This window comes from Microbacterium canaveralium (assembly GCF_047238045.1).
Classification (GTDB): domain Bacteria; phylum Actinomycetota; class Actinomycetes; order Actinomycetales; family Microbacteriaceae; genus Microbacterium.
This window is the reverse complement of sequence record NZ_JBDFMA010000003.1, coordinates 2,683,662-2,706,397: the sequence shown is the minus strand read 5'-3', so window position 1 is coordinate 2,706,397 and position 22,736 is coordinate 2,683,662. Positions and strand designations below refer to the sequence as shown.

Annotated in this window: 26 protein-coding genes; 11 read left to right on the top strand and 15 right to left on the bottom strand. The window is 70.3% G+C overall.

Features of this window, described 5'->3' with window-relative positions:
• The 4 genes from ABC271_RS14020 to ABC271_RS14005 form a co-directional block, all read right to left on the bottom strand.
• On the bottom strand, window positions 1-558 hold the full coding sequence (locus ABC271_RS14020; protein WP_412925448.1) for a phosphorylase family protein: 558 nt from the start codon (window positions 556-558) through the stop codon (window positions 1-3).
• 107 nt (window positions 559-665) lie between these two features.
• On the bottom strand, window positions 666-1,610 hold the full coding sequence (locus ABC271_RS14015; protein WP_412925447.1) for an aldo/keto reductase: 945 nt from the start codon (window positions 1,608-1,610) through the stop codon (window positions 666-668).
• A gap of 73 nt (window positions 1,611-1,683) precedes the next feature.
• Entirely contained in the window at window positions 1,684-1,833 is a 150-nt protein-coding gene (locus tag ABC271_RS14010) for a hypothetical protein (protein WP_412925446.1), read from the bottom strand.
• Window positions 1,830-2,027, bottom strand: a complete 198-nt coding sequence (locus ABC271_RS14005; protein WP_412925445.1) for a hypothetical protein — start codon at window positions 2,025-2,027, stop codon at window positions 1,830-1,832. Before ABC271_RS14005 ends, ABC271_RS14010 begins: the two co-directional genes overlap by 4 nt.
• 103 nt (window positions 2,028-2,130) lie before the next feature.
• On the opposite strand from ABC271_RS14005, the gene ABC271_RS14000 reads away from it, so the two are divergent.
• On the top strand, window positions 2,131-2,628 hold the full coding sequence (locus ABC271_RS14000; protein ID WP_412925444.1) for a DUF427 domain-containing protein: 498 nt from the start codon (window positions 2,131-2,133) through the stop codon (window positions 2,626-2,628).
• A 143-nt stretch (window positions 2,629-2,771) separates the two neighbouring features.
• Here the strand turns inward: ABC271_RS14000 and ABC271_RS13995 are convergent, their stop codons facing one another.
• Window positions 2,772-4,832 carry an NAD(+) synthase gene (locus tag ABC271_RS13995; protein ID WP_412925443.1) on the bottom strand — a complete coding sequence of 687 codons (2,061 nt, stop codon included), beginning with the start codon at window positions 4,830-4,832 and terminating at the stop codon, window positions 2,772-2,774.
• Between the two features lie 111 nt (window positions 4,833-4,943).
• Between ABC271_RS13995 and ABC271_RS13990 the strand changes: the two genes are divergently transcribed.
• The gene (locus ABC271_RS13990) at window positions 4,944-8,480 is read left to right on the top strand and encodes a TM0106 family RecB-like putative nuclease (protein ID WP_412925442.1); all 3,537 of its coding nucleotides are present in this window, start codon (window positions 4,944-4,946) and stop codon (window positions 8,478-8,480) included.
• Between the two features lie 22 nt (window positions 8,481-8,502).
• Here ABC271_RS13990 and upp read toward each other — a convergent pair whose 3' ends face one another.
• On the bottom strand, window positions 8,503-9,135 hold the full coding sequence (gene upp / locus ABC271_RS13985; RefSeq protein WP_412925441.1) for a uracil phosphoribosyltransferase: 633 nt from the start codon (window positions 9,133-9,135) through the stop codon (window positions 8,503-8,505).
• 86 nt (window positions 9,136-9,221) lie between these two features.
• On the opposite strand from upp, the gene tadA reads away from it, so the two are divergent.
• Entirely contained in the window at window positions 9,222-9,656 is a 435-nt protein-coding gene (gene tadA / locus ABC271_RS13980) for a tRNA adenosine(34) deaminase TadA (protein WP_412926172.1), read from the top strand.
• A 37-nt stretch (window positions 9,657-9,693) separates the two neighbouring features.
• Here tadA and ABC271_RS13975 read toward each other — a convergent pair whose 3' ends face one another.
• Entirely contained in the window at window positions 9,694-10,623 is a 930-nt protein-coding gene (locus ABC271_RS13975; RefSeq protein WP_412925440.1) for an LLM class F420-dependent oxidoreductase, read from the bottom strand.
• 9 nt (window positions 10,624-10,632) lie between these two features.
• Window positions 10,633-11,745 (bottom strand): alpha/beta hydrolase, encoded by a 1,113-nt coding sequence (locus tag ABC271_RS13970; RefSeq protein WP_412925439.1) that lies wholly within the window; start codon window positions 11,743-11,745, stop codon window positions 10,633-10,635.
• A 100-nt stretch (window positions 11,746-11,845) separates the two neighbouring features.
• On the opposite strand from ABC271_RS13970, the gene proC reads away from it, so the two are divergent.
• Window positions 11,846-12,703 carry a pyrroline-5-carboxylate reductase gene (gene proC / locus ABC271_RS13965; RefSeq protein WP_412925438.1) on the top strand — a complete coding sequence of 286 codons (858 nt, stop codon included), beginning with the start codon at window positions 11,846-11,848 and terminating at the stop codon, window positions 12,701-12,703.
• Window position 12,704: 1 nt separating this feature from the next.
• A complete protein-coding gene (locus tag ABC271_RS13960; protein ID WP_412925437.1) occupies window positions 12,705-12,992 on the top strand; it encodes a DUF1905 domain-containing protein in 288 nt (95 codons plus the stop codon).
• A gap of 96 nt (window positions 12,993-13,088) precedes the next feature.
• Here ABC271_RS13960 and ABC271_RS13955 read toward each other — a convergent pair whose 3' ends face one another.
• Together ABC271_RS13955 and ABC271_RS13950 are read right to left on the bottom strand one after the other, a co-directional pair.
• Window positions 13,089-13,760 (bottom strand): potassium channel family protein, encoded by a 672-nt coding sequence (locus ABC271_RS13955; protein WP_022877902.1) that lies wholly within the window; start codon window positions 13,758-13,760, stop codon window positions 13,089-13,091.
• A complete protein-coding gene (locus ABC271_RS13950; protein ID WP_412926171.1) occupies window positions 13,753-15,168 on the bottom strand; it encodes a TrkH family potassium uptake protein in 1,416 nt (471 codons plus the stop codon). Before ABC271_RS13950 ends, ABC271_RS13955 begins: the two co-directional genes overlap by 8 nt.
• A 95-nt stretch (window positions 15,169-15,263) precedes the next feature.
• Here ABC271_RS13950 and ABC271_RS13945 point away from each other — a divergent pair, with 95 nt between their 5' ends.
• The 6 genes from ABC271_RS13945 (at window position 15,264) to ABC271_RS13920 (ending at window position 17,155) form a co-directional block, all read left to right on the top strand.
• A complete protein-coding gene (locus ABC271_RS13945; protein WP_412925436.1) occupies window positions 15,264-15,659 on the top strand; it encodes an ArsR/SmtB family transcription factor in 396 nt (131 codons plus the stop codon).
• A 140-nt stretch (window positions 15,660-15,799) separates the two neighbouring features.
• Window positions 15,800-15,991 carry a helix-turn-helix domain-containing protein gene (locus ABC271_RS13940; RefSeq protein ID WP_412925435.1) on the top strand — a complete coding sequence of 64 codons (192 nt, stop codon included), beginning with the start codon at window positions 15,800-15,802 and terminating at the stop codon, window positions 15,989-15,991.
• An 83-nt stretch (window positions 15,992-16,074) separates the two neighbouring features.
• Window positions 16,075-16,173 (top strand): 30S ribosomal protein bS22, encoded by a 99-nt coding sequence (locus tag ABC271_RS13935; RefSeq protein WP_003792170.1) that lies wholly within the window; start codon window positions 16,075-16,077, stop codon window positions 16,171-16,173.
• Between the two features lie 82 nt (window positions 16,174-16,255).
• On the top strand, window positions 16,256-16,549 hold the full coding sequence (locus ABC271_RS13930; RefSeq protein WP_412925434.1) for a rhodanese-like domain-containing protein: 294 nt from the start codon (window positions 16,256-16,258) through the stop codon (window positions 16,547-16,549).
• A 28-nt stretch (window positions 16,550-16,577) separates the two neighbouring features.
• Window positions 16,578-16,856 (top strand): glutaredoxin family protein, encoded by a 279-nt coding sequence (locus ABC271_RS13925; protein ID WP_412925433.1) that lies wholly within the window; start codon window positions 16,578-16,580, stop codon window positions 16,854-16,856.
• A complete protein-coding gene (locus ABC271_RS13920) occupies window positions 16,853-17,155 on the top strand; it encodes a Dabb family protein (protein WP_412925432.1) in 303 nt (100 codons plus the stop codon). The genes ABC271_RS13925 and ABC271_RS13920 overlap by 4 nt, the downstream gene beginning before the upstream one ends.
• A gap of 9 nt (window positions 17,156-17,164) precedes the next feature.
• Here the strand turns inward: ABC271_RS13920 and ABC271_RS13915 are convergent, their stop codons facing one another.
• The 5 genes from ABC271_RS13915 to ABC271_RS13895 form a co-directional block, all read right to left on the bottom strand.
• On the bottom strand, window positions 17,165-18,217 hold the full coding sequence (locus ABC271_RS13915; protein WP_412925431.1) for an ABC transporter ATP-binding protein: 1,053 nt from the start codon (window positions 18,215-18,217) through the stop codon (window positions 17,165-17,167).
• 72 nt (window positions 18,218-18,289) lie between these two features.
• Complete coding sequence (gene aspS, locus ABC271_RS13910) at window positions 18,290-19,630, bottom strand: aspartate--tRNA(Asn) ligase (protein WP_412925430.1); 1,341 nt, start codon at window positions 19,628-19,630, stop codon at window positions 18,290-18,292.
• A 42-nt stretch (window positions 19,631-19,672) separates the two neighbouring features.
• Window positions 19,673-20,554 (bottom strand): carbohydrate ABC transporter permease, encoded by an 882-nt coding sequence (locus tag ABC271_RS13905; protein ID WP_412925429.1) that lies wholly within the window; start codon window positions 20,552-20,554, stop codon window positions 19,673-19,675.
• The gene (locus ABC271_RS13900; RefSeq protein ID WP_412925428.1) at window positions 20,551-21,498 is read right to left on the bottom strand and encodes a carbohydrate ABC transporter permease; all 948 of its coding nucleotides are present in this window, start codon (window positions 21,496-21,498) and stop codon (window positions 20,551-20,553) included. The genes ABC271_RS13905 and ABC271_RS13900 overlap by 4 nt, the downstream gene beginning before the upstream one ends.
• A complete protein-coding gene (locus tag ABC271_RS13895) occupies window positions 21,495-22,733 on the bottom strand; it encodes a sugar ABC transporter substrate-binding protein (protein ID WP_412925427.1) in 1,239 nt (412 codons plus the stop codon). The genes ABC271_RS13900 and ABC271_RS13895 overlap by 4 nt, the downstream gene beginning before the upstream one ends.
• Between the last annotated feature and the right edge of the window lie 3 nt (window positions 22,734-22,736).

The window sequence follows — 22,736 nt, the reverse complement described above, 5'->3', positions numbered from 1 at the left end:
TCAGACCCCGTAGAGCTCGCGGAACTTCGCGCGCAGTTCGTGGCTGCAGCGTTCGACGACGTCGTCCCACAGCTCCGTCGCGCCGTCCTGGGCGCGGTCGGAGACGGCGCGCAGGATGCGGATCGGCACGTCGAACTGCTGCGCCACCCAGGCGAGCGCGTAGGACTCCATGTCGACCATGCGGGCGTCGAGCCCGCGGATGAGGGCCACCGCGTCGGCGTCATCGACGAAATGGTCGCCGGTGGCGATGACGACGCCTTCGGGTGCGATGTCGACGCGGGCCGGCAGCCAAACGTGCTCGCCGAAGGTTCCGTCCAAGCCCTTCACGTCGTGCTGGATCGTGGCGGAGATGTCGTAGATGCCGCCCTCCAGCTCGGGGTCGATGGCACCCGCGGTACCGACGACGACGATCTCGTCGTACGTTCCCTCGCACAGTGCGCGCGTGAGTGCGTACGCGGCGGGGATCTTGCCGACACCCGTGAGGAGTCGATCGAATCCCGGGATGTCGGGCTCGAAAGCGACGAATTCGGAGGCGTGGGCGGCGACGAGGAGCTTCACCCCACCATTCTCGCCGACCGCCGGCCCGCGCGATGACACCCTCGACCGCGGGACCGGGACCGCGCGGCGATGCCCGATCCCGTGGGCGATGGGCGACCCGCGCCGCGTCAGTCCTGTGCCGCGGCCGACACCCCGTCGAGGCGCTCGAGCTCCTCGGCCGACAACTCGAGCGACATGCTCGCGACGAGGTCCGCGACCTGTTCCGGCCGGGACGCGCTCGCGAGGGGGGCGACGACGGTCGGCTGAGCGCGCAGCCACGCGAGCGCGGTGGTGGCGATTGAGGCGCCGTGCGCGCGACCGATCTCCTCGAGCGCGTCGATGACGGCCAGGCCCGCTGGAGTGGCGAGCTTCGCGGCCCCGCCCGCGCGGGGCGAATCGCCCGAGGCATCCGTGGTCCGGTACTTGCCCGTGAGGAAGCCACTCGCCAGGGCGTAGTACGGGACGAGCGAGAGCCCGAACTCCTCGGCGACCGGCACGATCTCGCTTTCCACGGCGGTGCGGTGCACGAGGTTGTAGTGCGGCTGGACGGCGACGGGAAGGTCGGCCCCGGCGGCCTCGGCGAGCGAGATCCACTCGCGGATGCGTGCGGCGGTGTAGTTCGACACGGCGACGTAGCGCACCAGTCCGTCGGAGACCAGGTCGGCGAACGCTCCGACGGTCTCCTCCAGCGGGGTCTCGGGGTCGTCGAAGTGCGCGTAGTAGAGGTCGATCGCGTCGACGCCCAGGCGGGTCAGCGAGGCCTCCGCGGCGGCCCGGATGTTGGCGGCGGACAGCCCGCGGAAGTCGGGGTGCGTGCTCACCTTGGTCGCCACGACGACGTTCGCGGGCTTCCGGCTCGCGAGCCACTCGCCGATGAGTGTCTCGCTCTCGCCGCCCGAGTTGCCCGGCACCCACGCACTGTAGCCGTCGGCGGTGTCGACGAAGTTGCCGCCCCCGGCGTGGAAGGCATCGAGCACGGCGAACGAGGTGTCTCGGTCGGCGGTCCAGCCGAAGACGTTGCCACCCAGCGAGAGGGGGCGGATGTCGAGGTCGCTACGACCGATGCGCGTCATGATGGCCTTCCGTTCGAGAAATGGATGCCTTCGGGTCAACGGCTCGGCCCGCGGGGAATTCCCCGGCGCGCCGTCAGTTTCCCGAGCCGCCGGACAGGATGCCGATGAGTCCGCTGCCCAGCAGCCACAAACCCACCGCCGACACCGCGATCCAGATCACGACCTGACCGCGCGGGTACTTCCGGGGCTTCTCGCCGGGGCCGCCATCGTCGGGCGCGGTCACGAGCGCACCATCGTCACGATCGACACGATGATCACGGCGAGGCCTCCGATTCCGGCGATGGCGGCGATGACGGGGCCGCCGCCCGCGAGGAGCGCGGCGACGCCGAGCCCCAGGAACAGCACGCCGACGACGATCCCGCCCACCTGGTAGACGCGGTACCGCCGACTGATGCCGGTGCCGTGTTCGCCGCTCACTCGTGCCCCTCCTGCTCCCAGGCTACCCAACCGTCGCGAGTGTCCGAGCCACGCTTCGATCACGACGGACCCCGGAGCCGTCGGTGCGGCGTACCGTGGACGCATGGCGCGACCCGTTCCCGACCCCGTCCGACCCGGCCAGGAATCGGTGTGGGACTATCCGCGTCCGCCGCGCGTGGAACGCGTCCCGAAGCGCGTGCAGATCGACTTCGGCGGCATCCGGATCGTCGACACCGACGACGTCGTCCGCGTGCTCGAGACGAGCCATCCGCCGGTGTACTACGTGCCGATCTCGGCATTCGCCGAGGCGCTGACGCTCGGTCAGGGCGCGTCCTTCTGCGAGTTCAAGGGCGGCGCGCGCTACTTCGACGTGCACGGGGGAGGTGGCGCTCTTGCCGAGCGGGCCGCGTGGAATTACCCCAACCCCCTGCCGGGCTACGAGGTGCTCGCCGACCGCGTCGCCGTGTACGCCGGCCCGATGGACCGGTGCGTCGTCGCGGGCGAGACGGTGCGGCCCCAACCCGGCGGCTTCTACGGCGGATGGGTGACGGACGATCTCGCGGGGCCGTTCAAGGGCGTCCCCGGCTCGATGGGCTGGTGACGCGCTCGACTCCCGGGCGCGCGCAGGCCGGCACCACCGCGCAGGCTCGCACCACCGCGCAGGCCGGCGCCACCGCGCAGGCTCGCGTCACCGCGAGGGGTTGCACCACCGCGCAGGCTCGCGCCGCCGCGCAGCGTGCGCGCTCAGTCGCGCGCGAACGCCTCGGGCACGGCTGCGTGCAACTCGGCGAGCCACGCGCGGGCATTGCCGTCCGACGGGGCGCGCCAGTCGCCGCGCGGTGACAGCGACCCCGCAGGGGACACCTTGGGTCCGTTGGGGATCGCGGTGCGCTTGAACTGTGCGAAGCCGAAGAAGCGGTTGAGGAAGACCTCCATCCACCGGGCGACCGTGACGAGGTCGTAGGACGGCCGCGCGCCCTCGGGGTAGCCCGCGGGCCAGGCCCCGGCATCCGGGTTCTCCCAGGCCTTCGCCGCGAGGAACGCGATCTTCGACGGCCGGAAGCCGAACCGGAGCACGTGGTAGAGCGTGAAGTCGTGCAGGTTGTACGGACCGATCCGGTCTTCCGTGGACTGCATCTTCCCGTCTTGGCCCGCCGGCACCAGCTCGGGGCTGATCTCGGTGTCGAGCACCGCCCGAAGCACCTCGACGGTGGCGGCGCTGAGCTCACCCGCGGAGATGACCCATCGGATGACGTGCTGGATCAGGGTCTTCGGCACGCCCGGGTTGACGGAGTAGTGGCTCATCTGGTCGCCGACGCCGTACGTCGACCAGCCCAGCGCGATCTCGGACAGATCGCCGGTGCCGATGACGATGCCGTTGTTCTGATTCGCCAGGCGGAAGAGGTAGTCGGTGCGCAGCCCCGCCTGGACGTTCTCGAACGTGACGTCGTGCACCGGCTCTCCGGCGGCGAACGGGTGACCCATACGGGAGAGCATCTCGGATGCCGCGGGACGGATGTCGATCTCCTCGATCGTCGCGCCGATCGCCTCGGCGAGGGCGATCGCGTTGCGCTTGGTCTTCTCGCTCGTCGCGAACCCCGGGAGGGTGTACGTCAGGATGTCGCTGCGCGGCCGACCCATGCGGTCCATCGCGCGGGCGATGACGAGCAGGGCGTGCGTGGAGTCGAGTCCGCCACTCACTCCGAGGACGGGGCGGGGTCGGCCGATCGCCTCGAGCCGCTGGACGAGCCCCGAGACCTGGATGTTGAATGCCTCGTAGCAGTCCTGGGCCAGCCGAGCGGGGTCGTCGGGCACGAAGGGGAATCGGTCGATGGGGCGGAGCAGGCCCAGGTCGCCGGACGGGGGAGCGAGCTCGAACGACACCGTGCGGAACGGGGTCGCTGTCGAGCGGCGGTTGTCGTCGAACGTGCCCTGACGCAGCCGATCCTGACGCAGGCGATCGAGGTCGACGTCGGCGACGCTGCGGCGGGGCCCGTCAGGGAACCGCTCGGTGGTCGCCAGGGCCTGGCCGCCCTCGTAGATCATCGTCTGACCGTCCCAGGACAGGTCATTGGTCGACTCGCCCTGGCCCGCGGCGGCGTAGACATACGCGGCGAGACACCGCATCGACTGCGACTGCACCAGCAGGGCGCGGTCGTCGGCACGCGCGATCGTGATGGGGCTGCCGGAGAGGTTGGCGAGCACGGTGGCCCCGGCCAGGGCTGCGGGCGAGGACGGGGGGATCGGTACCCAGACGTCTTCGCAGATCTCGACGTGCAGCGTCAGCCCGGGCACGTCCGCGGCCTCGAACAGCAGGTCCGGCCCGAACGGGACCGTCTCGCCCGCGACGGTGATGTGCTGACCCGCCTGGTCGTCGCCGCGGGCGTACCAGCGGCTCTCGTAGAACTCCCGATACGTGGGCAGGTACGACTTGGGGGCCACACCGAGGATCCGCCCGCGGTGGACGACCACGGCGCAGTTGTAGAGGCGATTGCGGTGACGCAGGGGCGCGCCGACGAGCAGCACGGGGAGGAGGTCGACGGATGCCGCGACGATCCGCGCCACGGCCGCCTCCGCGGCATCCAGAACAGGATCCTGCATCACGAGGTCGTCGATCGCGTAGCCCGTCAGACACAGCTCGGGGAACACGGCGATCGCGACCCCGTCGGCGTCGCATTCCCGCGCCGAGGCCAGCACCGCTTCCGCGTTGGAGGCGGGGTCGGCGACGGCGACGGGGATCGTGCACGCCGCCACGCGCGCGAAACCGTGCCGGTAGACGTTCTCGAACGGCAGCTCGGTGATCACCGTCCCAGTCTGTCAGGTGGGGCCGGCACCGTGGCGGACCGCCCCTGCGGAGCCGGCGACCGGGGGAGGCGGGACCGCCGATGTCGGCGGCCCCGATTAGCGTGGGGGATCATGCGGTACATCGAGCAAGAGGCCCGGATCGTCTGGAGCGCCAGCGACCTCAAAGCGGCAGCCGAATGCGAGTTCGCGTGGCTGCGGGCGATCGACGCGAAGATCGGCCGCATCGAGGCGGTACCCGATCCCGAGGATGCCACTCTCGAGCGCGCCGCGGCGCTCGGAACCGCGCACGAGTTGCGCGTGCTCGACGAGTACCGCCGTCAGTTCGGCGCGGCCGTTCGAGAGATTCCGGCCGCCCGGTCCTCCGACGCCGAGGCGTTGGCCGAGGCGGTACGGCTGACGGGTGAGGCGCTCTCAGACCCCTCGGCCGAGGTCGTCTACCAGGCGGCGTTCTCGACCGACGAGTTCGTCGGATTCGCCGACTTCCTCGTCCGCGAACCCGACGCGGGCGACGGCGGCACACGACCGTGGATCGTGCAGGACACCAAGCTCGCGCGTCGCGCGCGCGTCACCGCCCTCATGCAGCTCGCTGCGTACGTCGACCAGCTCGACCGGTTGGGCGTTCCGCGCTCGGGCGAGGTGCAGCTCCTGCTCGGTGACGGGGCCACGAGCACCCACCGGGTCGACGACCTCCTGCCGGTGTTCTCCCTGCGTCGCGCGCGCCTGCGCGCCCTCATCGCCGACCGGCGCGTCGAGCTGGGCATCGCGGGTCCCTCGGTGCCGTGGGGCGACCCGCGCGGCGACCTCGCGGTGCTCGCCTGCGGGCGCTGCCCGACCTGCGAGATCGAGGTGGTCGCGCACCGCGACCTGCTTCTCGTCGCGGGCATGCGCCCCGTGCAGCGCGAGCGTCTGCGGGCGGGCGGAATCGAGACGATCGACGCCCTCGCGGCGGCGACGTCCGCCCCCGCGGGCATGAGCGCCGACACCTTCGCCTCCCTGCGGACGCAGGCGCGACTGCAGCTCGAGAGTCCCGCCGGTGACGGCGCCGGCGGCGAGCACGTCGTCCCGACCTACGAAGTGGTGGCGCCCAAGGCCCTCGGCGTTCTTCCTCGGCCGGATCACGGCGATCTCTTCTTCGATTTCGAGGGTGACCCGCTCTACACCGAGGGCGACCGGGAGCACTGGGGCATCGACTACCTGTTCGGCTGGGTGGACTCGCGCGAACGCTACGGAGCCCTCTGGGCCCATACCTTCGACGAAGAGCGTGCCGCGCTGGAGCGTTTCCTCGACATGGTGGCCGTGCGCCGGGAGCAGTTCCCCGACATGCACATCTACCACTACGCGCCGTACGAGCCCACGCACCTGCTGACGATGGCCGCGCGCTACGGCGTCCGCGAGGCCGACGTCGACCGGTTGCTCCGCGACGGTGTCTTCGTCGATCTGTACCCGGTCGTCCGGCGTGCGCTGCGCGTCGGATCCCGGTCGTATTCGATCAAGAAACTCGAGCCGCTGTACATGGGCGCGGAGGTGCGCACGAGCGACGTCCAGCGTGGCGATGACTCGATCGTGAAGTACGTCGAGGCTCGTGCCCTCGCCGTCGACGGTGACGTCGAGGCGGCCCAACGCGTGCTCGACGACCTCGCCGACTACAACCGGTACGACTGCGTCTCCACCCGGCGCCTGCGCGACTGGCTGGTCGATCGCGCGCGCGAGGGCGGGGCGATGCCCGCGCGGGGTGCCGAGCCCGACGAGCAGGCGTACGAGCCGTCCCCGCGGGCGACCGCGTTGCAGCGCTGGGCGGCCGAGGCCCTCGAGCCCGACGCGACGGCCCTGCGTCTCGCAGCCGCCGCGATCGACTACTACCCCCGCGAAGAGAAGACGTACTGGGCGACGCACTTCCTGCGCCTGCGCGAGCCGGTGTCGATCTGGGAAGACACCCGCGACGTCGTCGTCGTGGACGCGGCCCGCTCGCGCGTCGTCGCCGACTGGCACATCGCGGAGTCGGGCCGCGGCGCGGAGCGGCGTCTCGTCGAGGTGCACGGTGAGGTCGCGCCCGGCAGTCGACTGACCGTGGATGCCGAGCCCTTCGCGGTCTACGACCTGCCGGCGCCGTTCCCGCTCGACGTCCGGCCGCGCTGGATCCACGGAGCCCGCCGCGTCACTGTCCGCGAGGTTCTCGAGGACGGAGCCGTCATCGAAGAGGTGGCGGTCGACGGGATGACGTGGGACACGCTCCCGCTCGCGCTCACGCCGCCGGCTCCGCCGCGCGCCGGCAACCAGCAGAAGGCGATCGACGCGTGGGCCGACGCCGTCCTCGCCGCCGCGCCGAAACTCCCGGACGGTCCCGCGGCCGACATCCTTCGTCGGCGCCCACCGCGCACGCGGTCGGGCGCGCTCGCCGCGGTGACCTCGATCGACGGGGGCGCCGGAGACGACGAGGTCACCGCGATCGCCCGCATCGTGGCCGACCTCGATCGCAGCTACCTCGCGGTCCAGGGTCCCCCGGGGACGGGCAAGACCTACGTCGGCTCCCGCGTCATCGCGCGCCTCGTGGCCGAACGGGGGTACCGGGTCGGGGTCGTGGCGCAGTCCCACGCGACCGTCGAGCACATGCTCGACCGGGTCATCGCCGCCGGCGTTCCCGCCAGCCGTGTGGGCAAGGCGCCGAAAGACCCGAGCGTGGACCATTCCTTCACGGTGCTGCCGAAGAACGGTGTTCCGGCTTTCGCGGCCGAGAATGCCGCGCACGGCTTCGTCGTCGGGGGCACGGCCTGGGACTTCAGCCACGAGGCGCGCATCCCGCGCGGCAGTCTCGATCTGCTCGTGATCGACGAGGCGGGGCAGTTCTCGCTCGCCTCGACGATCGCCGTGTCCCTCGCCTCCCCGCGCCTGCTGCTGCTCGGTGACCCGCAGCAGCTGCCGCAGGTCAGCCAGGGCACCCACCCCGAGCCCGTCGACACCTCTGCGCTGGGGTGGGTGATCGACGGGGCCGAGGTCGTCCCGCCCGAGTTCGGTTACTTCCTCGCGCGCACCCGTCGCATGCATCCGGCCGTCGCGGGCCCCGTTTCGCGACTGTCGTACGAGGGACGCCTCGCCGCTCACCCGTCGACGGCGCAGCGCTCGCTCGTCGGCGTCGAACCGGGACTCCACGCCGTTCCTGTCCGACACCACGGCAACGCGACGGCCTCGAGCGAGGAGGCCGATGCCGTGGTCGCCCTGGTCGCCGACCTCGTCGGACGTGAGTGGTCCGGCGCCGAGGGTGGTGCCCGAGACAGCGCGGTGATGCATCCGTCGCGACCGCTCCGTGCCGACGACGTGATCGTGATCACGCCCTACAACGCCCAGCAGGTGGCGGTCGAGGAGGCTCTCGCGGCGGCCGGTTACCCCGAGGTGCCGGTGGGCACCGTCGACCGGTTCCAGGGCAAGGAGGCCGTCGTGGCGATTCTCACCCTCGCCGCGTCATCCGGCCGGGAGGCTCCGCGAGGGTTGGAGTTCCTGCTCCTGCGCAACCGCATCAACGTCGCGATCTCCCGGGCGATGCAGGTCGCGTACGTCGTGTATTCGCCCGCGCTCCTCGACGACCTCCCGCGCACGCCCGAGGGTGTCGCCCGCCTCAGCGCCTTCGCCCGCCTCGTCGCCGACGCGCGCTGACCCGCGAGGGGAAAGCCGCGGGTCAGGCCGTGCCGTAGAGGCGGTCGCCCGCGTCGCCGAGCCCGGGCACGATGTAGCCCTTCTCGTTGAGGCGCTCGTCGAGCGCGCCGAGGACGAGCGTGACGTCGTGTCCCTCGACCTGCTTCTCGATCGCCGCGACACCTTCGGGGGCGCCGAGCAGGCAGATCGCCGTCACGTCCTGCGCGCCGCGGTTGAAGAGGAATTTGATGGCCGCGCCGAGCGAGCCGCCGGTGGCGAGCATCGGGTCGAGCACGAAGCACTGGCGGTCGCTGAGGTCGTCGGGGAGGCGCTCGGCGTAGGTCGAGGGCTGCAGCGTCTCCTCGTCGCGGACCATCCCGAGGAACCCGACCTCGGCGGTCGGCAGGAGCTTGACCATGCCCTCGAGCATGCCCAGGCCCGCGCGCAGGATCGGCACGACGATCGGACGCGGCTCGCTGATCCGGACGCCCTGCGTCGTCGTGACCGGCGTCTGGATCTCGATCGGGTCGACGCGCACGTTGCGGGTGGCCTCGTAGGCCAGCAGCGTCACGAGCTCCTCGGTCAGCTGACGGAACACCGGCGACGAGGTCTGCCGGTCGCGCAGCACCGTGAGCTTGTGGGTGATGAGAGGGTGGTCGGCGACGTGGACACGCATAGGCTCAAGGCTAGCCGCTCGACCCCCTCGTTCCGCCCCTGTCTTTCCGGAGCACCGTGACCCCCACCGCCGCCGATCTCGCCGCGATGCGCCGTGCGCTCGCGCTGGCGGGCGACGCCGCCGCGCACGGGGACGTGCCCGTGGGTGCGGTCGTGCTCGACACGGAGGGCCGCGTGATCGGCGAGGGCCGCAACCTCCGTGAGATCACGAACGACCCGACCGCGCACGCCGAGGTCGTCGCGCTGCGCGCAGCCGCCGCGCACCTCGGGACGTGGCATCTGGCCGCGTGCACGCTCGTCGTCACCCTCGAGCCCTGCGTCATGTGCGCGGGCGCGGTGCTGCAGGCGCGCGTGCCGCGCGTGGTGTTCGGATCGTGGGATGCCAAGGCGGGCGCCGCCGGATCCCTGTACGACGTCCTCCGCGACCGGCGTCTGCCCCACCGCGTGGAGGTCGTCGGCGGGGTCGCCGAGGACGCGGCATCCGCCCTGCTGCGCGACTTCTTCGAACACCGCCGCGACTGATCCGCGACGGCGCGGGCGCGGCCGCGACCAACCCGGGTCAGCGTGGAAGCAGCGGCAGCAGGTCCGCGCCGATCTCGTCGGCCTGATCGACGTCGCGCAGGTCGAGGAGCTGGAAGTAGACGCGTTCCGCGCCCAGCTCCTGCAGGCGTTCGACCTTCGCCGCGATCTCCTCGGGCCGTCCGATGAGATTGGCGCCGTTGTCGAACTGGGCGCGCGACTGGCCGATGGCCGCGGTGCGGCGTTCGATCGCCCCGTCGTCCGCCCCGACGATCGTCGGAAGTGCGACCGAGAGCTTCAGGCTCGCGGGGTCGCGGCCGGCCTCCTCGCAGGCGGCCCGCACGACCGCGAACTTCTCGGCGATGACGTCCTCCGGAACGAATCCGATGTTGAACTCGGTGGCGAAGCGAGCGGCGAGCGCGGGGGTCCGCTTCGGACCGCCGCCACCGACGATGACCGGCACCGGCGACTGGACGGGCTTGGGCAGGGCGGGCGCGGCATCCAGGCGGTAGTGCTGTCCGTCGAACGAGAACGTGTCACCGACCGGGGTCGACCACAGGCCCGTGACGATCGCGAGCTGCTCCTCGAGCAGGTCGAAACGGCGTGGGGGGAACGGGATGCCGTACGCGGCATGCTCCCGCTCGAACCACCCCGTGCCCAGGCCCAGCTCGACTCGACCGCCCGACATGGCATCCACTTGCGCGACCTGGATCGCGAGGATGCCGGGAACGCGGTAGGTGACCGAGGAGACGAGTGTGCCGAGTCGGATGCGGGATGTCTCGCGGGCGAGGCCGGCGAGGGTCGTCCAGGCGTCGGTGGGCCCGGGGAGCGCGTCGCCCTCGCCCATTCGCAGGTAGTGGTCGGAGCGGAAGAACCCGTCCAGCCCGTGGGTCTCGGCGGAGCGGGCGAACGCGAGCTGGTCGTCGTAGGAGAAGCCCTGCTGGGGCTCGGTGAACAGGCAGTACTCCACGGGGACCTCTCAGTCGGCCGAACGCAGGATGATCGCCTCGGTGGGCGGCGCGGGGTCGGCCGGACGTCCCACGTAGCCGATCACCGTCAGCAGGGCCTGACGGAACTGCGCCGGTCGCTCGAGATGGGGGGCGTGCCCGGCACCGTCGATGGCGATCTCGGTGACCTCGCCGCCCGCGGCGGCGTACGCGTCCAGCACGTCACGCGTCTGCGACACCATCGGTTGGGCGGGTGCGATTTCGTCCCCCGGCCAGTCCGGGACGATGCCGAGGGCGCCGAGGTGGTTGAAGTCGTAGAACGAGGCATCCGACACGATGGCGTCCGCGGTCCCGTGGATCCAGAGGATCGGCGGCTTCTCCGCGAGGTCGACGATGTTCGAGACATCGAAGTGCTTGGGCGCCATGGTGTTGAGCACGCCGATGGTCCCGGCGGCGAAGCCGGGCCAGTTCGGCGACGGCACGAAGTCGCCGGGGTAATTGCCACCGGCCGTGGAGGTCGTGAGCATCGACTCGACCCAGACGTCTTCGTGGTCGCTCGTGTATCCGGGGGCGACGTAGCCGGAGCGGAACACCGAACGCGGGGAGGTGGGCGCGGAGTCGGTCGTGTCGTGGTCGATGAGGCGCTGCACGAAGTCGGGGTTCGCGCCTCCTGCGCCGACACCGGCGTCGTCGTCGGTGAGCCGCGACCCGTCGCGGCGCGTGCCGCCGAAGCCGTAGGGCGACACCGGCGCCTGAAGAGTGAGCGACAGGACCGGGTGATCGAGGGCGTACTGCATCACGACGCCCCCGCCCATCGACCAGCCCACCAGATGCGCGGTCGGGATGCCGAGGGCGGTGAGCGCGGCGTACAGGTCGTCGCTGAAGTCCCGCACCCCGCGGGTCGCGTCGATCGGCGCGTGCTCGGTTCCCCCGAAGCCGCGGAGATCGACGGCGAGGACCCGCAGCTCGCTCGGCAGGTCCTGCATGATCTCCTGCCAGAACAGCGAGGACGAGACGTTTCCGTGGACGAACACGACGGTCCGTTCGGGGGCTGTTGCCGGATCGTCGGCCGAACGCTCGAGCACGTTGACGCTCAGCCGACCGGTCTCGACCAGGCGCGAGGTGATGCCGTCGAAGAGAGTCATAAGGGTCCTCCGTGTCGCTCGCGTCCGCTCCGCTACGGGCGCGCTCCGACTCTAACGCGCGCCCCTTTCCGCCGCACTCAGGGTTCGTAGACTTGCGTGCATGACGGATGCCACCCCCTCCCTGCCCCCACTCGCGTTCCTCGGCGCCGGTTCCATGGGAGGGGCGATCCTCCGCGGCCTCGTCGCGGCCGGCCTCACGGGCGGGGGAGCGGGCGGAGGAGTGATCGCGACCAACCGCTCGGTCGCGAAGGCATCCGAGCTCGCCGAGCTGGAGGGCGTGACGAGCGTCGCCCTCGACGCCGACCCGGAGGGCAACGCCACCGCCGCGGCATCCGCCGAGGTCATCTTCATCGGCGTCAAGCCCGCCATGGTGCCCGACCTGCTTGACGAGATCGCGCCGCACCTTCGTCCGGGCGCCGTCGTGGTGAGCCTTGCGGCGGGGGTGACCTTGGAGACGTTCGCGCGACACCTCGGCGACGGCGTCGCGACGCTGCGCTCCATGCCGAACACCCCCTCGCTCGTGGGCAAAGGCGTCACCGGTCTCGCGGCCGGCGCCGCCGCGACCGCCGACGACGTGGCGCTTGTTCGCGCCCTGTTCGAGACGGTCGGCCACGTCGTCGAGATTCCCGAGTCCCAGATCGACGCCCTGTCCACCATCTCCGGCTCGGGTCCCGCCTACGTCTTCCTCCTGATCGAGGAGTTCACGAAGGCCGCCGTCCGCATGGGCTTCGACGACGCCGCCGCGCGCCTCCTGGCCGAGCAGACCTTCATCGGCGCGACGGCACTGCTGGCATCCTCCGATGTCGATCCGGCCGAGCTGCGCCGCCGCGTCACCAGCCCCAAGGGCACGACGGAGCGCGCGGTCGCCGTGCTGCAGGACGCGCATCTCGACGACGTCTTCACCGACGCCGCCGAGGCCGCGCTCGCTCGCGCGAAGGAACTCGCCGCCGGGGCGTGACATGCGGCTGCGATTCGAGGGAGTGATCTGGTACTGGCGCGGACCCGCGCCGTTCCACTTCGTCACCGTGCCGCCCGCCGAGGCCGCAGCCATATCCGAGGTCGCGCCGGTGGTGACGTACGGCTGGGGGATGATCCCCGCCGCCGTCACGATCGGGGCGACCCGCGTGACCACGGCGCTCTGGCCGAAGGACGGGGCCTACGTCGTGCCGATCAAGAAGGCGCTCCAGGATGCCGAGCACCTCGGCGTCGACGACGTGGTCACCGTCGAGCTGGAGATCGACGCGTGACACGCTTCCCCCGGTGATAAACGCTTCCTGCACCGGGAAACGCTCTCAGAGCGCGTTTCTCGGGGCGGAGAGCGTTTATCGCGGAGGGGAAGCCCGTCAGCGGTCGAGTGCCGCGAACCGCTCGATGTCGCTGTTCGTCCCCGAGACGATGATCAGGTCGTGGTTCGTGACGACGGTGTTCGCCTCGGCGTAGCGGAACGGGCGGCCCGGGCTCTTCACGCCGACCACCGTCACGTTGTACTTCGTGCGGACGCCCGACTCGTTCAGGCCCACGCCGCGAACGAGCTTCGGCGGGTACATCTTCGCGAGCACGAAGTCGTCGTCGAAGCGGATGAAGTCCAGCATGCGTCCGCTGACGAGGTGCGCGACGCGCTCGCCGGCCTCGGCCTCGGGGTAGATGACGTGGTTGGCGCCCACGCGCGCGAGGATCTTGCCGTGCGACTGCGACACGGCCTTCGCCCAGATCTGCGGCACCTTCAGGTCGACGAGGTTCGCGGTGATGAGGACGGATGCCTCGATGAGGGAGCCCACGGCGACGACCGCCACCTGGAAGTCCTGCGCGCCGATCTGTCGCAGGGCATCGATGTTGCGCGCATCGGCCTGAACTGCGTGGGTGACGCGCTCGGACCACTTCTGCACGAGGTCGAGGTTGCCGTCGACGGCGAGCACTTCGCGGTCGAGGCGGTCCAGCTCGCCGGCGCACGCCGCGCCGAAGCGCCCCAGCCCGATGACGAGGACGGGCGCGTCGCTGCGGATCCGTTCAACCAACGATCGGCCTTTCAACGGGCAGCGCGTACAGCTGCGAGCGGGAGGATGCCGCGACGGCCGCGGCGAGTGTCACAGTACCAATGCGCCCCATGAACATCGTCACAGCCAGCACGTAGACGGCGGGGTCGGGGAGTTCCGCGGTGAGCCCGGTCGAAAGTCCCACGGTGGCGAAACCGGAGATGACGTCGAAGAGGACGTACTCGATCGGCGCGTCGGTGATCCGGCTGATGGTCACCGTCGACAGCGCCACGATCGTCGCGCCCCACGCCACCACCGAGAGCGCGACGCGCTGCACGTCGCTCGGGATCCGACGGCCGAACGCCTCCACCGCGGGCCGTCCCTTGGCTTCGGACCAGACGGCGAGGGCCAGGACGGCGAGGGTGGTGACCTTGATTCCGCCGGCCGTGGATGCCGAGCCGCCGCCGACGAACATGAGCATCGAGCCCACGACGAGCGTGGCGCCGTTGAGGTCGCCGATGTTCACGACGGAGAATCCGCCCGATCGCGTCATCGCGGACAGGAAGAACGCCTGGAAGGTGGTGTCCCACGCGTCCATGCTGCCGAAGGTCAGGGGGTTGTCGTATTCCAGCAGCAGAATGACGCCGGCTCCGGCGACGAAGAGGACGACCGTCGTGATGATCGTGAGCTTGGCGTGCAGCGACCAGAGGCGGAACCGCCACCAGTGCCGCCACAGCGTGAAGATCACCGGGAAGCCGATCGAACCGAGGAACACCCCGATCATGAGAACCGTGAGCAGGTAGTAATCCCGCGCGAACGGGAGGAGTCCGTCCGCGTTGGGGACGAAGCCGGTGTTCGTGAACGCCATGGCCGCGTAGTACGGCGCCTCCCACAGGGCCACGATCGGATCGATCCCCCCGATGATGAGCGACGGGTAGATGAGGACGGCGAGACCTGCCTCGATGACGAGGGTCGACAGGGCGACGGTGCGCAGCAACTGGCCGACCTCGCCGAGGCGGATGGTCTGACCCTCGTTGACCGGACCGCCGTGGGCGCGGAGCGGGTTGCTGTCGCCCGCGGCGATGAGTTTCGCGCGCAGGCCCAGGCGCTTGGAGATGACCAGACCCAGGATCGAGGCGAGGGTCAGGACGCCCAGGGCTCCGACGTTCACGCCGAGATACGTGATGATGTGCCCGAACGGCGACCAGTGGCTGTACATGTTCACCGTCGACAGGCCCGTGACGCAGATCGTCGACACCGCGGTGAACAGCGCGTCGGCGAGCGGGGTGCGCTGGCCGTCGGCGGCGGCGGCCGGCAGCGAGAACAGCGCGGTGAAGAGCGCGATCAGGATCACGAAGACCAGAACGGCGAAACGGGCGGGGGATGCCGTGGTCAGATCGCGGAGTCCGTCCCATGCCCGGAACGCGATGCGCCGTGCGCGCATCGCCATACTCACCTCTTCGGGCGTCGCCGCCATGCGTCGCTCCCTTCGGGGGTGGAACCCGAATCATGGTACTCGGCCGGGGTCGCGGCTAACCTAATGCCATGGCGGACATCTTCGACGTGATCGCTGACGGCACGCGTCGCGACATCCTTCAGCTGCTCCTGGATCGCGCCACCGGCGGCGAGCGGGGGACGAGCGTCTCGCAGATCGTGCATTCCCTGGGCGTGAGCCAGCCGACCATCTCCAAGCACCTCAAGGTGCTGCGCGAGGCCGAGTTGGTGTCGGTGCGCGAGGAGGGGCAGCACCGGTACTACAGCCTCGCGGTGGCCCCGCTGGACGAGGTCGACGACTGGCTCGTCCCGTTCTTCTCCGTCGACGTCGAGAACGAGCCGGCGCTGCCGGAATCCGCCGTCCACGCGGCCGAAGTGGTCGGACGCGCGGCCGCCTCGGTGAAGCACTCCGTCGCGTCGGCCTTCCGCAAGCTGCCGGGCCGCTGACGCAGGGCGCAGCCGCGGGCGCGTGGCATCTGATACACACACGAGTCACAGAAGCCCCATAGGTTTACAGCCGTCCCGGCCAGACCCTAGAGTGTGACCCACATCAGAGGGTGAAGGTCACCCGCGGCGAAGGGTGATCGATGGCGGAGCTGCCCGACGTGCGTTTCCTGACGGTCGCCGAGGTCGCCGAACTCATGCGCGTCTCGAAGATGACCGTCTACCGGCTCGTGCACGCGGGCGAACTGCCCGCCGTCCGCTTCGGCCGGAGCTACCGGGTGCCCGAGTCCGCCGTCGCGGAGGTCGTGCAGCGCCCGGTGGCCGACGTCGGCTAGACTGATCCGAGGCCTTTTTCCAACGCCTACCCGTTCCCGGGCGCCGACATCGGCACCCAGACCCCGACTTAGTGAGGTTTTCCGTGGGTTCTGTCATCAAGAAGCGCCGTAAGCGCATGGCGAAGAAGAAGCACCGCAAGCTGCTTCGCAAGACTCGTCACCAGCGTCGCAACAAGAAGTAACGCGACCACCACCGAGCGCCTGTCATCCGACGGGCGCTTCGTGTATGGGGCATATGACCACTCGGTCCTGCGAGGAGCAAGAATGCAGTCCATCTCGGTCCACGACCTGCACGACGGACGCGACCGTCCCTTGATCGACGTGCGCGAGGTCGACGAGTTCGCCGCGGGCCACGTCCCCGGTGCCGTGAACCTCCCGATGTCGACGCTCGGCGAGAACCTGGACCAGCTTCCCGATGGGGCCTTTGACGTGATCTGCCAGGCCGGCGGCCGCTCCGCGCGGGTCGTCGAAGCCCTGACGGCGCGCGGCCACGACGCCACGAACGTCGAGGGCGGCACGGGCGAGTGGATCGCCTCGGGGTACGACGTCGAATCCTGACGCCGACGCGCTCTTCTAGGATGGGGGCGTGACGACCCTCACGCTCATCGGTAAGCCCGACTGTCATCTCTGCGACGTCGCAGAGCAGATCGTCGAGACTGTCGTGGCCGAACTTCCCGTCGACGTCGCGGATCGCGTGGTCATCGACCAGGCCTCGATTACCGAGGATGCCGCCCTGTACGAACGGTGGTGGGAGAAGATCCCGGTCGTCCTCATCGACGGGGAGTTGCACGCGCACTGGCGCCTCTCCGCCGACCGCCTTCGTGCTGCGATCCTCGCGGCCGACCACGAAGGAGCCTCCCGGTGAGCATCCGTCACATCGTTCTCTGGAAGCTCGCGGCGGACGACGCCGACACGCGTGCGCTGCACGCGGAGCAGATCGAACAGCAGCTGCTGTCGCTGCGGGGCGAGATCACGGAGATCGAGCACCTCGAGGTGGGCCGGAACGTCGCCTATCCGCAGGCGAACTGGGACGTGGCGCTCGTGAGCGAGTTCGCCGACGTGGAAGCGCTCGAACGCTATCAGGTGCACCCCGCGCACCAGGAGGTGGCGGCGTTCGTCCGCTCGGTGGTCGCCGAGCGCGCGAGCATCGACTTCCCGGGCTGATTCCGGCCGTCAGCTCAGCGGTCGCGTCGTCACCGGTAGCGGCGCAAGGGCGATGCGTACGCGCGCGTGGTCGGTGAGCCGCATGTCCGCCCCGTGATCGACGTGGACGAGGCTCCCGTCATCCGTGCGCACGAGCGAACGCCGCACGTGGCCGAGGAATCTGCTCTCCTCCACGATCGCGTTCATACCCGGGGTGTCCGGACCCACGAGGACGACGTTCTCGGGCCGGATGAGGACCTCGCAGTGCCCGTCGTGCGCGGTCGCGGCGAGCGGCAGGTGCTGGCCCCACACGTCCACGACGGTACCCTCGACGATGCCCGGAACCGTGCTCACCGGCCCGAGCACGGCGGCGACGGCCGGTTCGGCTGCGCGGGCGTAGACCTGCTCGGGCGTCCCGTCGGCGGCGATGCGTCCGCGATCGAGGACGACGATGCGATCCGCCACCGCGATGGCTTCGGCGGTGTCGCGGGTGACCCAGACGGTGGTCGTCCCGCGACGGCGCAGCTCGCGCTCGACCGCGTCGCGCAGCCTTTCACGAGCGGACGTGTGCAGGGCGCTGAGCGCGTCGTCGAGGACGAGCGCCGGCGATTCGGTCGCCAGTGCCCGCGCGATCGTCAATCGTTGACGGTCGCCGCGGGAGAGGCGTCGCACCGAGGCGTTCGGGTCGCGGAGTTCGACGAGAGACAGGAGGCGGTCCTGCTCCTCCGCGGCGCGGGGGTGACGGCTGCGGGAACGGACGGCGTCGCGTACCCGTCCGAAACGGGGGGCGGCGTCGGAGAAGACCGAGGCGAGGCGCGGTGCTTCCGGCCGCGGGCGTCCGTCGATTCGCACTTCGCCCGTGTCCGCGCGCTCGCTCCCGGCGATGATGCGCGCGAGAGTCGTCGCCCCGCACCCGGACGCTCCGACGATCGCCAGGATGGTGCCGGGTGCCAGGTCGAGATCGACGTCGTCGACGATCCGCTTGCCCGCACGTGTGCGTCCCACCCCGACGAGCCGAATGCTCCAACCCGCGCCGGAAGAGCCGTCCGCGGGGACGGTCAACGCGGCGCTGTCGACGACCATGCCGAAACGGTACGCGCGCGCAATGACCACACCCGACCCGGGGAGTGAACCTCGGGGGTCGGGAGGGGGAACTCAGGGGGCCAGACGCGTCGGTCCGCGGAAGAGGTAGGTCACCTCGCGGATCGAGGACTCACCGAGCAGCAGCATCAGCAAGCGGGCCAGCCCCATGCCGAATCCGCCGTGCGGGGGCACCCCGTAGCGGAAGAAGTCGAGGTAGTGCTCGAGGCCCGCGGGGTCGAGTCCCTTCTCGATCGCCTGCTCCTCGAGCTTTTCGATGCGGTGCTCGCGCTGCGCGCCCGTCGTGATCTCGGTGCCGCGGTAGAGGAGGTCGTAGCTCTTCGTGAGGCCGGTCTCGGGATCGCGCATGTGGTAGAACGGCCGGATCCCGGCGAAATACTCGGTGACGAAGACGAAGTCGTGGTCGAACGTCTCCTTGACGTACGCCGCGACGCGCCGCTCGCTCTCGGGGTCGAGATCGCCGTCGGCACGGGGGTTCTCGTACCCGCTCGCCGCGACGACCTCGCGGGCCTGGGTGAGCGTCAGCCGGGGGAAGGGCAGCGCGGGAACGGTCACCTCGAGGCCGAACAGCTCCTCGATCTCGGCGCCGTGCTTCTCTTTCACCGCCGTGAACGCGAACGCGAGGAGTTCCTCCTGCATCCGCGCGACGTCCTCGTGCGAGTCGATCCAGCTGATCTCGGCGTCGATCGAGGTGAACTCGGTCGCGTGGCGGCTCGTGAAGCTCGGGTCGGCCCGGAAGGCATCCGCGATCTCGAAGACCTTGCCGAAACCGGCGGCCTGCGCCATCTGCTTGAAGTGCTGCGGGCTCTGGGCGAGGTAGGCGGTCTGGTCGCCGAAGTAGTCGAGCTGGAAGAGCTCGGCGCGCGACTCGGACGGGCTCGACATGAGCTTCGGGGTGTGGATCTCGATGTAGTCGCGCTCGACCCAGTACGTGCGCATCGCGTGCTCGAGGGTCGTCTGGACCCGGAAGATCAGGTTGTTGCGGCGCTGGCGCAGGTCGAGGAAGCGCCAGTCCATGCGCTTGTCGAGACCGCTGTCGGCGGCGATCGGGGTCTCGGGGTGGGCCGCCGCGGCGATCTCGAGCTCGCCGATCTTGATCTCGACGCCGCCGAGCTTCACGCGCTCGTCGTGCTTGAGCTCACCGTGGACGGTGAGGAACGTGCCGTTGGCGAGCCCGCCGACGGTCTCGGTAAGGGCGAGGGCCGCGGCATCCTGTTCCCCGGCCTCCTCGGACGGACGGGTCGCCGGGTTGACCAGCTGCACCGCGCCGGTCTCGTCGCGGAGGACGACGAACTGCACCTTCTTCTGATCGCGCACGGTCTCGACCCATCCGGACACCGAGACGGGGCCCGCGGGGAGGGATTTCAGCTGCTGCACCAGAACGCGTTCACTCACGAGAAGCCAGTCTACGTGCGGGCACGGGCTCGGCCTTGCGCGTCAGCGGCCGGAGCCCGCGGTCAGACCCGCCTTGACGTGCCGCTGGGCGGCGAGGATGACAACAAGGGCGGGCACGCTCGCGATGAGCGAGGCGGCCATGGTGGCGGCCCAGGTGTTCAGGTTGGAGTTCGACAGCGCGAGGATCAGCACCGACATGGGGTACATCTCGTTGCGGTTCACCAGGGTCAGGCCGAACAGGAGGTCGCCCCAGCTGAAGAGGAAGGCGAACACTCCGGCCGTCACGATGGCGTTCCGCGACAACGGAACGACGATGCGCCACAGCGTGCCGAGGGCACCCAGCCCATCGACGGTCGCGGCCTCGATCACCTCGGTGTCCAGGCGGAGCATGAACGCCCGCATCACGATGACCGCGAACGGCACGCCCGCGGTGGAGTTGGCGAGGATCAGGCCGATGAAGGTGTTGAGCAGACCCCAGGAGTTGAACATCGCGTAGAACGACGTCGCGAGGACGACGCTGGGGATCATCTGCGCGAGCAGCAACAGGATCAGGGCGATGCTCACGGCCCGCGAGCGGAGACGGCTCAGCGCGTAGGCGGCCGGAATCGCGACCAGGAGCGTCACGAGCACGGATCCGAGCGAGACGAGGATCGACACCCGCAGTCCACCGAGGCCCGCGTCATCCAGTGCCTTTTCGTAGCCGCCGAGGCCGGGTGAGGTCGGGAACCACGCGGTGTCGGCGGAGTTGGCGGAGGGTTGCAGCGAGGCCGAGACCATCCAGTAGACCGGGAAGAGGTAGACCGCCAGGACGATGACGGTGACCACGGTCCACGTCCAGCCCCGCCGGCGACGGCGCACGGGCGCGGCGGTGGGGGCGGGTTCGGTGGCCACGACGGCGGGGGTGGACGGCAGGGTGGCGGTCATTCGTCACGCTCCCGGCGTAGGGACATCACGGTGTAGACGATCGCGAACAGGATGCTGATGCCCAGCAGCAGCATGCCGTACGCCCCGCCGAGTCCGAACTGGAACTGCTGGAAAGCCTGCCGGTACGACAGGAGCCCGAGGGTCACGGTGCTGTTCGCGGGGCCACCGGCGGTGAGGACCAGGACCAGGTCGACGATGAGCAGCGTGTAGACGACGCTCATGACCACGAGCACGGAGATCACCGGCCAGATCGTGGGGATCACGATGGAGAGGAGCCGGCGCCAGGCTCCGGCGCCGTCTAGCTGTGCGGCCTCGAGCTGTTCCGCGGGGACCTGCTTGAGCGCGGCGCCGAGGATCGTGGCCCAATACGGCAGGCTCGCCCAGACCGCGACGACGATGACCGCCGGAAGGGCCGTGGCGGGGTTGGCCAACCACGGCTGGGAGGGGAGTCCGAGCGAGGCGAGTACGTCGTTGATCGGGCCGTCGCCCGCCAACAGCGACTTCCAGACGGTGGCGACGACGACCGCGGGAAGCAGCCACGGCAGGAGGATGAGGGTGGGCAGCCACCGGCTGCCGGGAAAGCGTCGGGCGAACAGCAGCGCGAGAGCGAGACCCAGGACGAGCTCGACGACGACCGAGACGATCGTGATCGTGAGGGTGTTCGCGAGGGCGCGGAAGGTGACCGGCTCGGAGAGGATCGCCTCGAAGTTCGCTGTCCCCACGAACGGAGCACGGCCGGTGATGAAGGTCCCGGTGGTGAAGTTCGTCGTGCTCATGTACACGCCGTAGCCCAGGGGGAAGAGGAAGAAGACGACGAAGAACACGATCGCCGGGGTGAGGAACCCCCACAGCTCACCGCGCTGACGCGCCGCCAGTGAACGCCGGAACCGGCCGGGGGTGCGAGCCCCCGGCCGGCCGGTCGTCGTCAGCGTGTCCGCCGTCACTTGCCGCTGGCCTGCTCCAGCGCGGCCTGTGCCGTCTGACCGCCCACGGTCGCGCCCTGGATGGCGTCGACGTACTGCTGCTGCAGGGTGTTCCATTCGGTACCCAGCTGTGCGGAGTTGTAGGCACCGTCGACCGACTCCACGAACGGAGCGGCCGAGGGCACCTTCTCCACGAACGCGTCCTGCGCACTGGTCAGCGCGGGGATGTAGCCGCCCTGCACCGCGGTGTCGATCTGGTTCTCCTCGGAGGCCCGGCACTTCACGAGCGCGGCGGCAGCGGCTTCCTTCTTGGCATCGGCGTTCGCCGCGACGCCGTAGACGTAGCCCAGGAGGTTCACCTTCGGCGACTCACCGGACGTGGCCGTCGGGAACGGGAACGTCCCCCACTCGAACGGGATCGAGGTGTCGACGAGGTTCCACGGTCCCGAGACGGTGAGGGCCGCAGCCCCCGAGGTCCACTGGTCGATCGAGTCCCAGCCCCAGTTGACGAACTCGGAGGAGAGGGAGCCGTTGTCCACGAGCTTCTTGTAGAGATCGACGGCGTCGACCGCCCCGGCGCCCGTGGGGTCGGCGGGGTCGCCACCGGCGGAGAGGAGGAAGGGCAGGAAGTAGACCGGGGTCGATCCGTCGCCGGCGATGCCGGGGAGGACGATGCCCTTCTGCGTCGGGGTGGTGAGGGAAGCGGCGAGCGTGGCGAGGTCGTCGAACGTCTTCGGCGCGGTCTCGGCCACACCGGCCGCGGCGAAAGCGGCCTTGTTGTAGAAGATCGCGTAGTCCTCGACCTGCACCGGGAGGCCGTAGAGCGTGCCGTCGTACGTTCCGAGGTCGGCCACGCTGTCGGCCAGCCCGTCGGTGGTGACGTCGTACTGGCTCAGGTCGGCCAGCACGCCCTGCGAGGCGAGCTGGGGGAGCTGCGTGTCGGTGGAGAGGAGGGCGACGTCCGGGAGGGCCTTGGCCCCGGCGGCCTGCAGCAGCTTCGTGGTGTAGTCGCCCGACTGGGTCTGAACGTCGACCGTGATGCCGAGGTCGGCGGCGCACGATTCGAAGTACTGCTTCTGCAGGCCCTGGTAGGGCTCGAAGTCGATGCTGTTCCACACCGTGAGAGAGACGCCGTCGAAACCGTCGGTGGCGACGGGAGCCGCCTGGCCGCCGGAGCAGGCGGTGAGGGCGAGGGCGGCGGTGAGGCCCGCCGCGGGCAGGGCGACGCGACGCAGTCGCTGAGCCGTGGATGCCATGAG

Bases quoted from the DNA above. Each gene is read 5' to 3' on its own strand.
- ABC271_RS13905 (WP_412925429.1), bottom strand. From the start codon at position 20,554: ATGACCGCCACCCTGCCGTCCACCCCCGCCGTCGTGGCCACCGAACCC.
- ABC271_RS13950 (WP_412926171.1), bottom strand. From the start codon at position 15,168: ATGGCGATGCGCGCACGGCGCATCGCGTTCCGGGCATGGGACGGACTC.
- upp (WP_412925441.1), bottom strand. From the start codon at position 9,135: ATGCGTGTCCACGTCGCCGACCACCCTCTCATCACCCACAAGCTCACG.
- ABC271_RS14015 (WP_412925447.1), bottom strand. From the start codon at position 1,610: ATGACGCGCATCGGTCGTAGCGACCTCGACATCCGCCCCCTCTCGCTG.
- ABC271_RS13945 (WP_412925436.1), top strand. From the start codon at position 15,264: ATGGCGGACATCTTCGACGTGATCGCTGACGGCACGCGTCGCGACATC.
- ABC271_RS13990 (WP_412925442.1), top strand. From the start codon at position 4,944: ATGCGGTACATCGAGCAAGAGGCCCGGATCGTCTGGAGCGCCAGCGAC.
- ABC271_RS14000 (WP_412925444.1), top strand. From the start codon at position 2,131: ATGGCGCGACCCGTTCCCGACCCCGTCCGACCCGGCCAGGAATCGGTG.
- ABC271_RS13940 (WP_412925435.1), top strand. From the start codon at position 15,800: ATGGCGGAGCTGCCCGACGTGCGTTTCCTGACGGTCGCCGAGGTCGCC.
- ABC271_RS13960 (WP_412925437.1), top strand. From the start codon at position 12,705: ATGCGGCTGCGATTCGAGGGAGTGATCTGGTACTGGCGCGGACCCGCG.
- ABC271_RS13970 (WP_412925439.1), bottom strand. From the start codon at position 11,745: ATGACTCTCTTCGACGGCATCACCTCGCGCCTGGTCGAGACCGGTCGG.
- tadA (WP_412926172.1), top strand. From the start codon at position 9,222: ATGCGCCGTGCGCTCGCGCTGGCGGGCGACGCCGCCGCGCACGGGGAC.
- proC (WP_412925438.1), top strand. From the start codon at position 11,846: ATGACGGATGCCACCCCCTCCCTGCCCCCACTCGCGTTCCTCGGCGCC.
- ABC271_RS13895 (WP_412925427.1), bottom strand. From the start codon at position 22,733: ATGGCATCCACGGCTCAGCGACTGCGTCGCGTCGCCCTGCCCGCGGCG.
- ABC271_RS13930 (WP_412925434.1), top strand. From the start codon at position 16,256: ATGCAGTCCATCTCGGTCCACGACCTGCACGACGGACGCGACCGTCCC.
- ABC271_RS13915 (WP_412925431.1), bottom strand. From the start codon at position 18,217: ATGGTCGTCGACAGCGCCGCGTTGACCGTCCCCGCGGACGGCTCTTCC.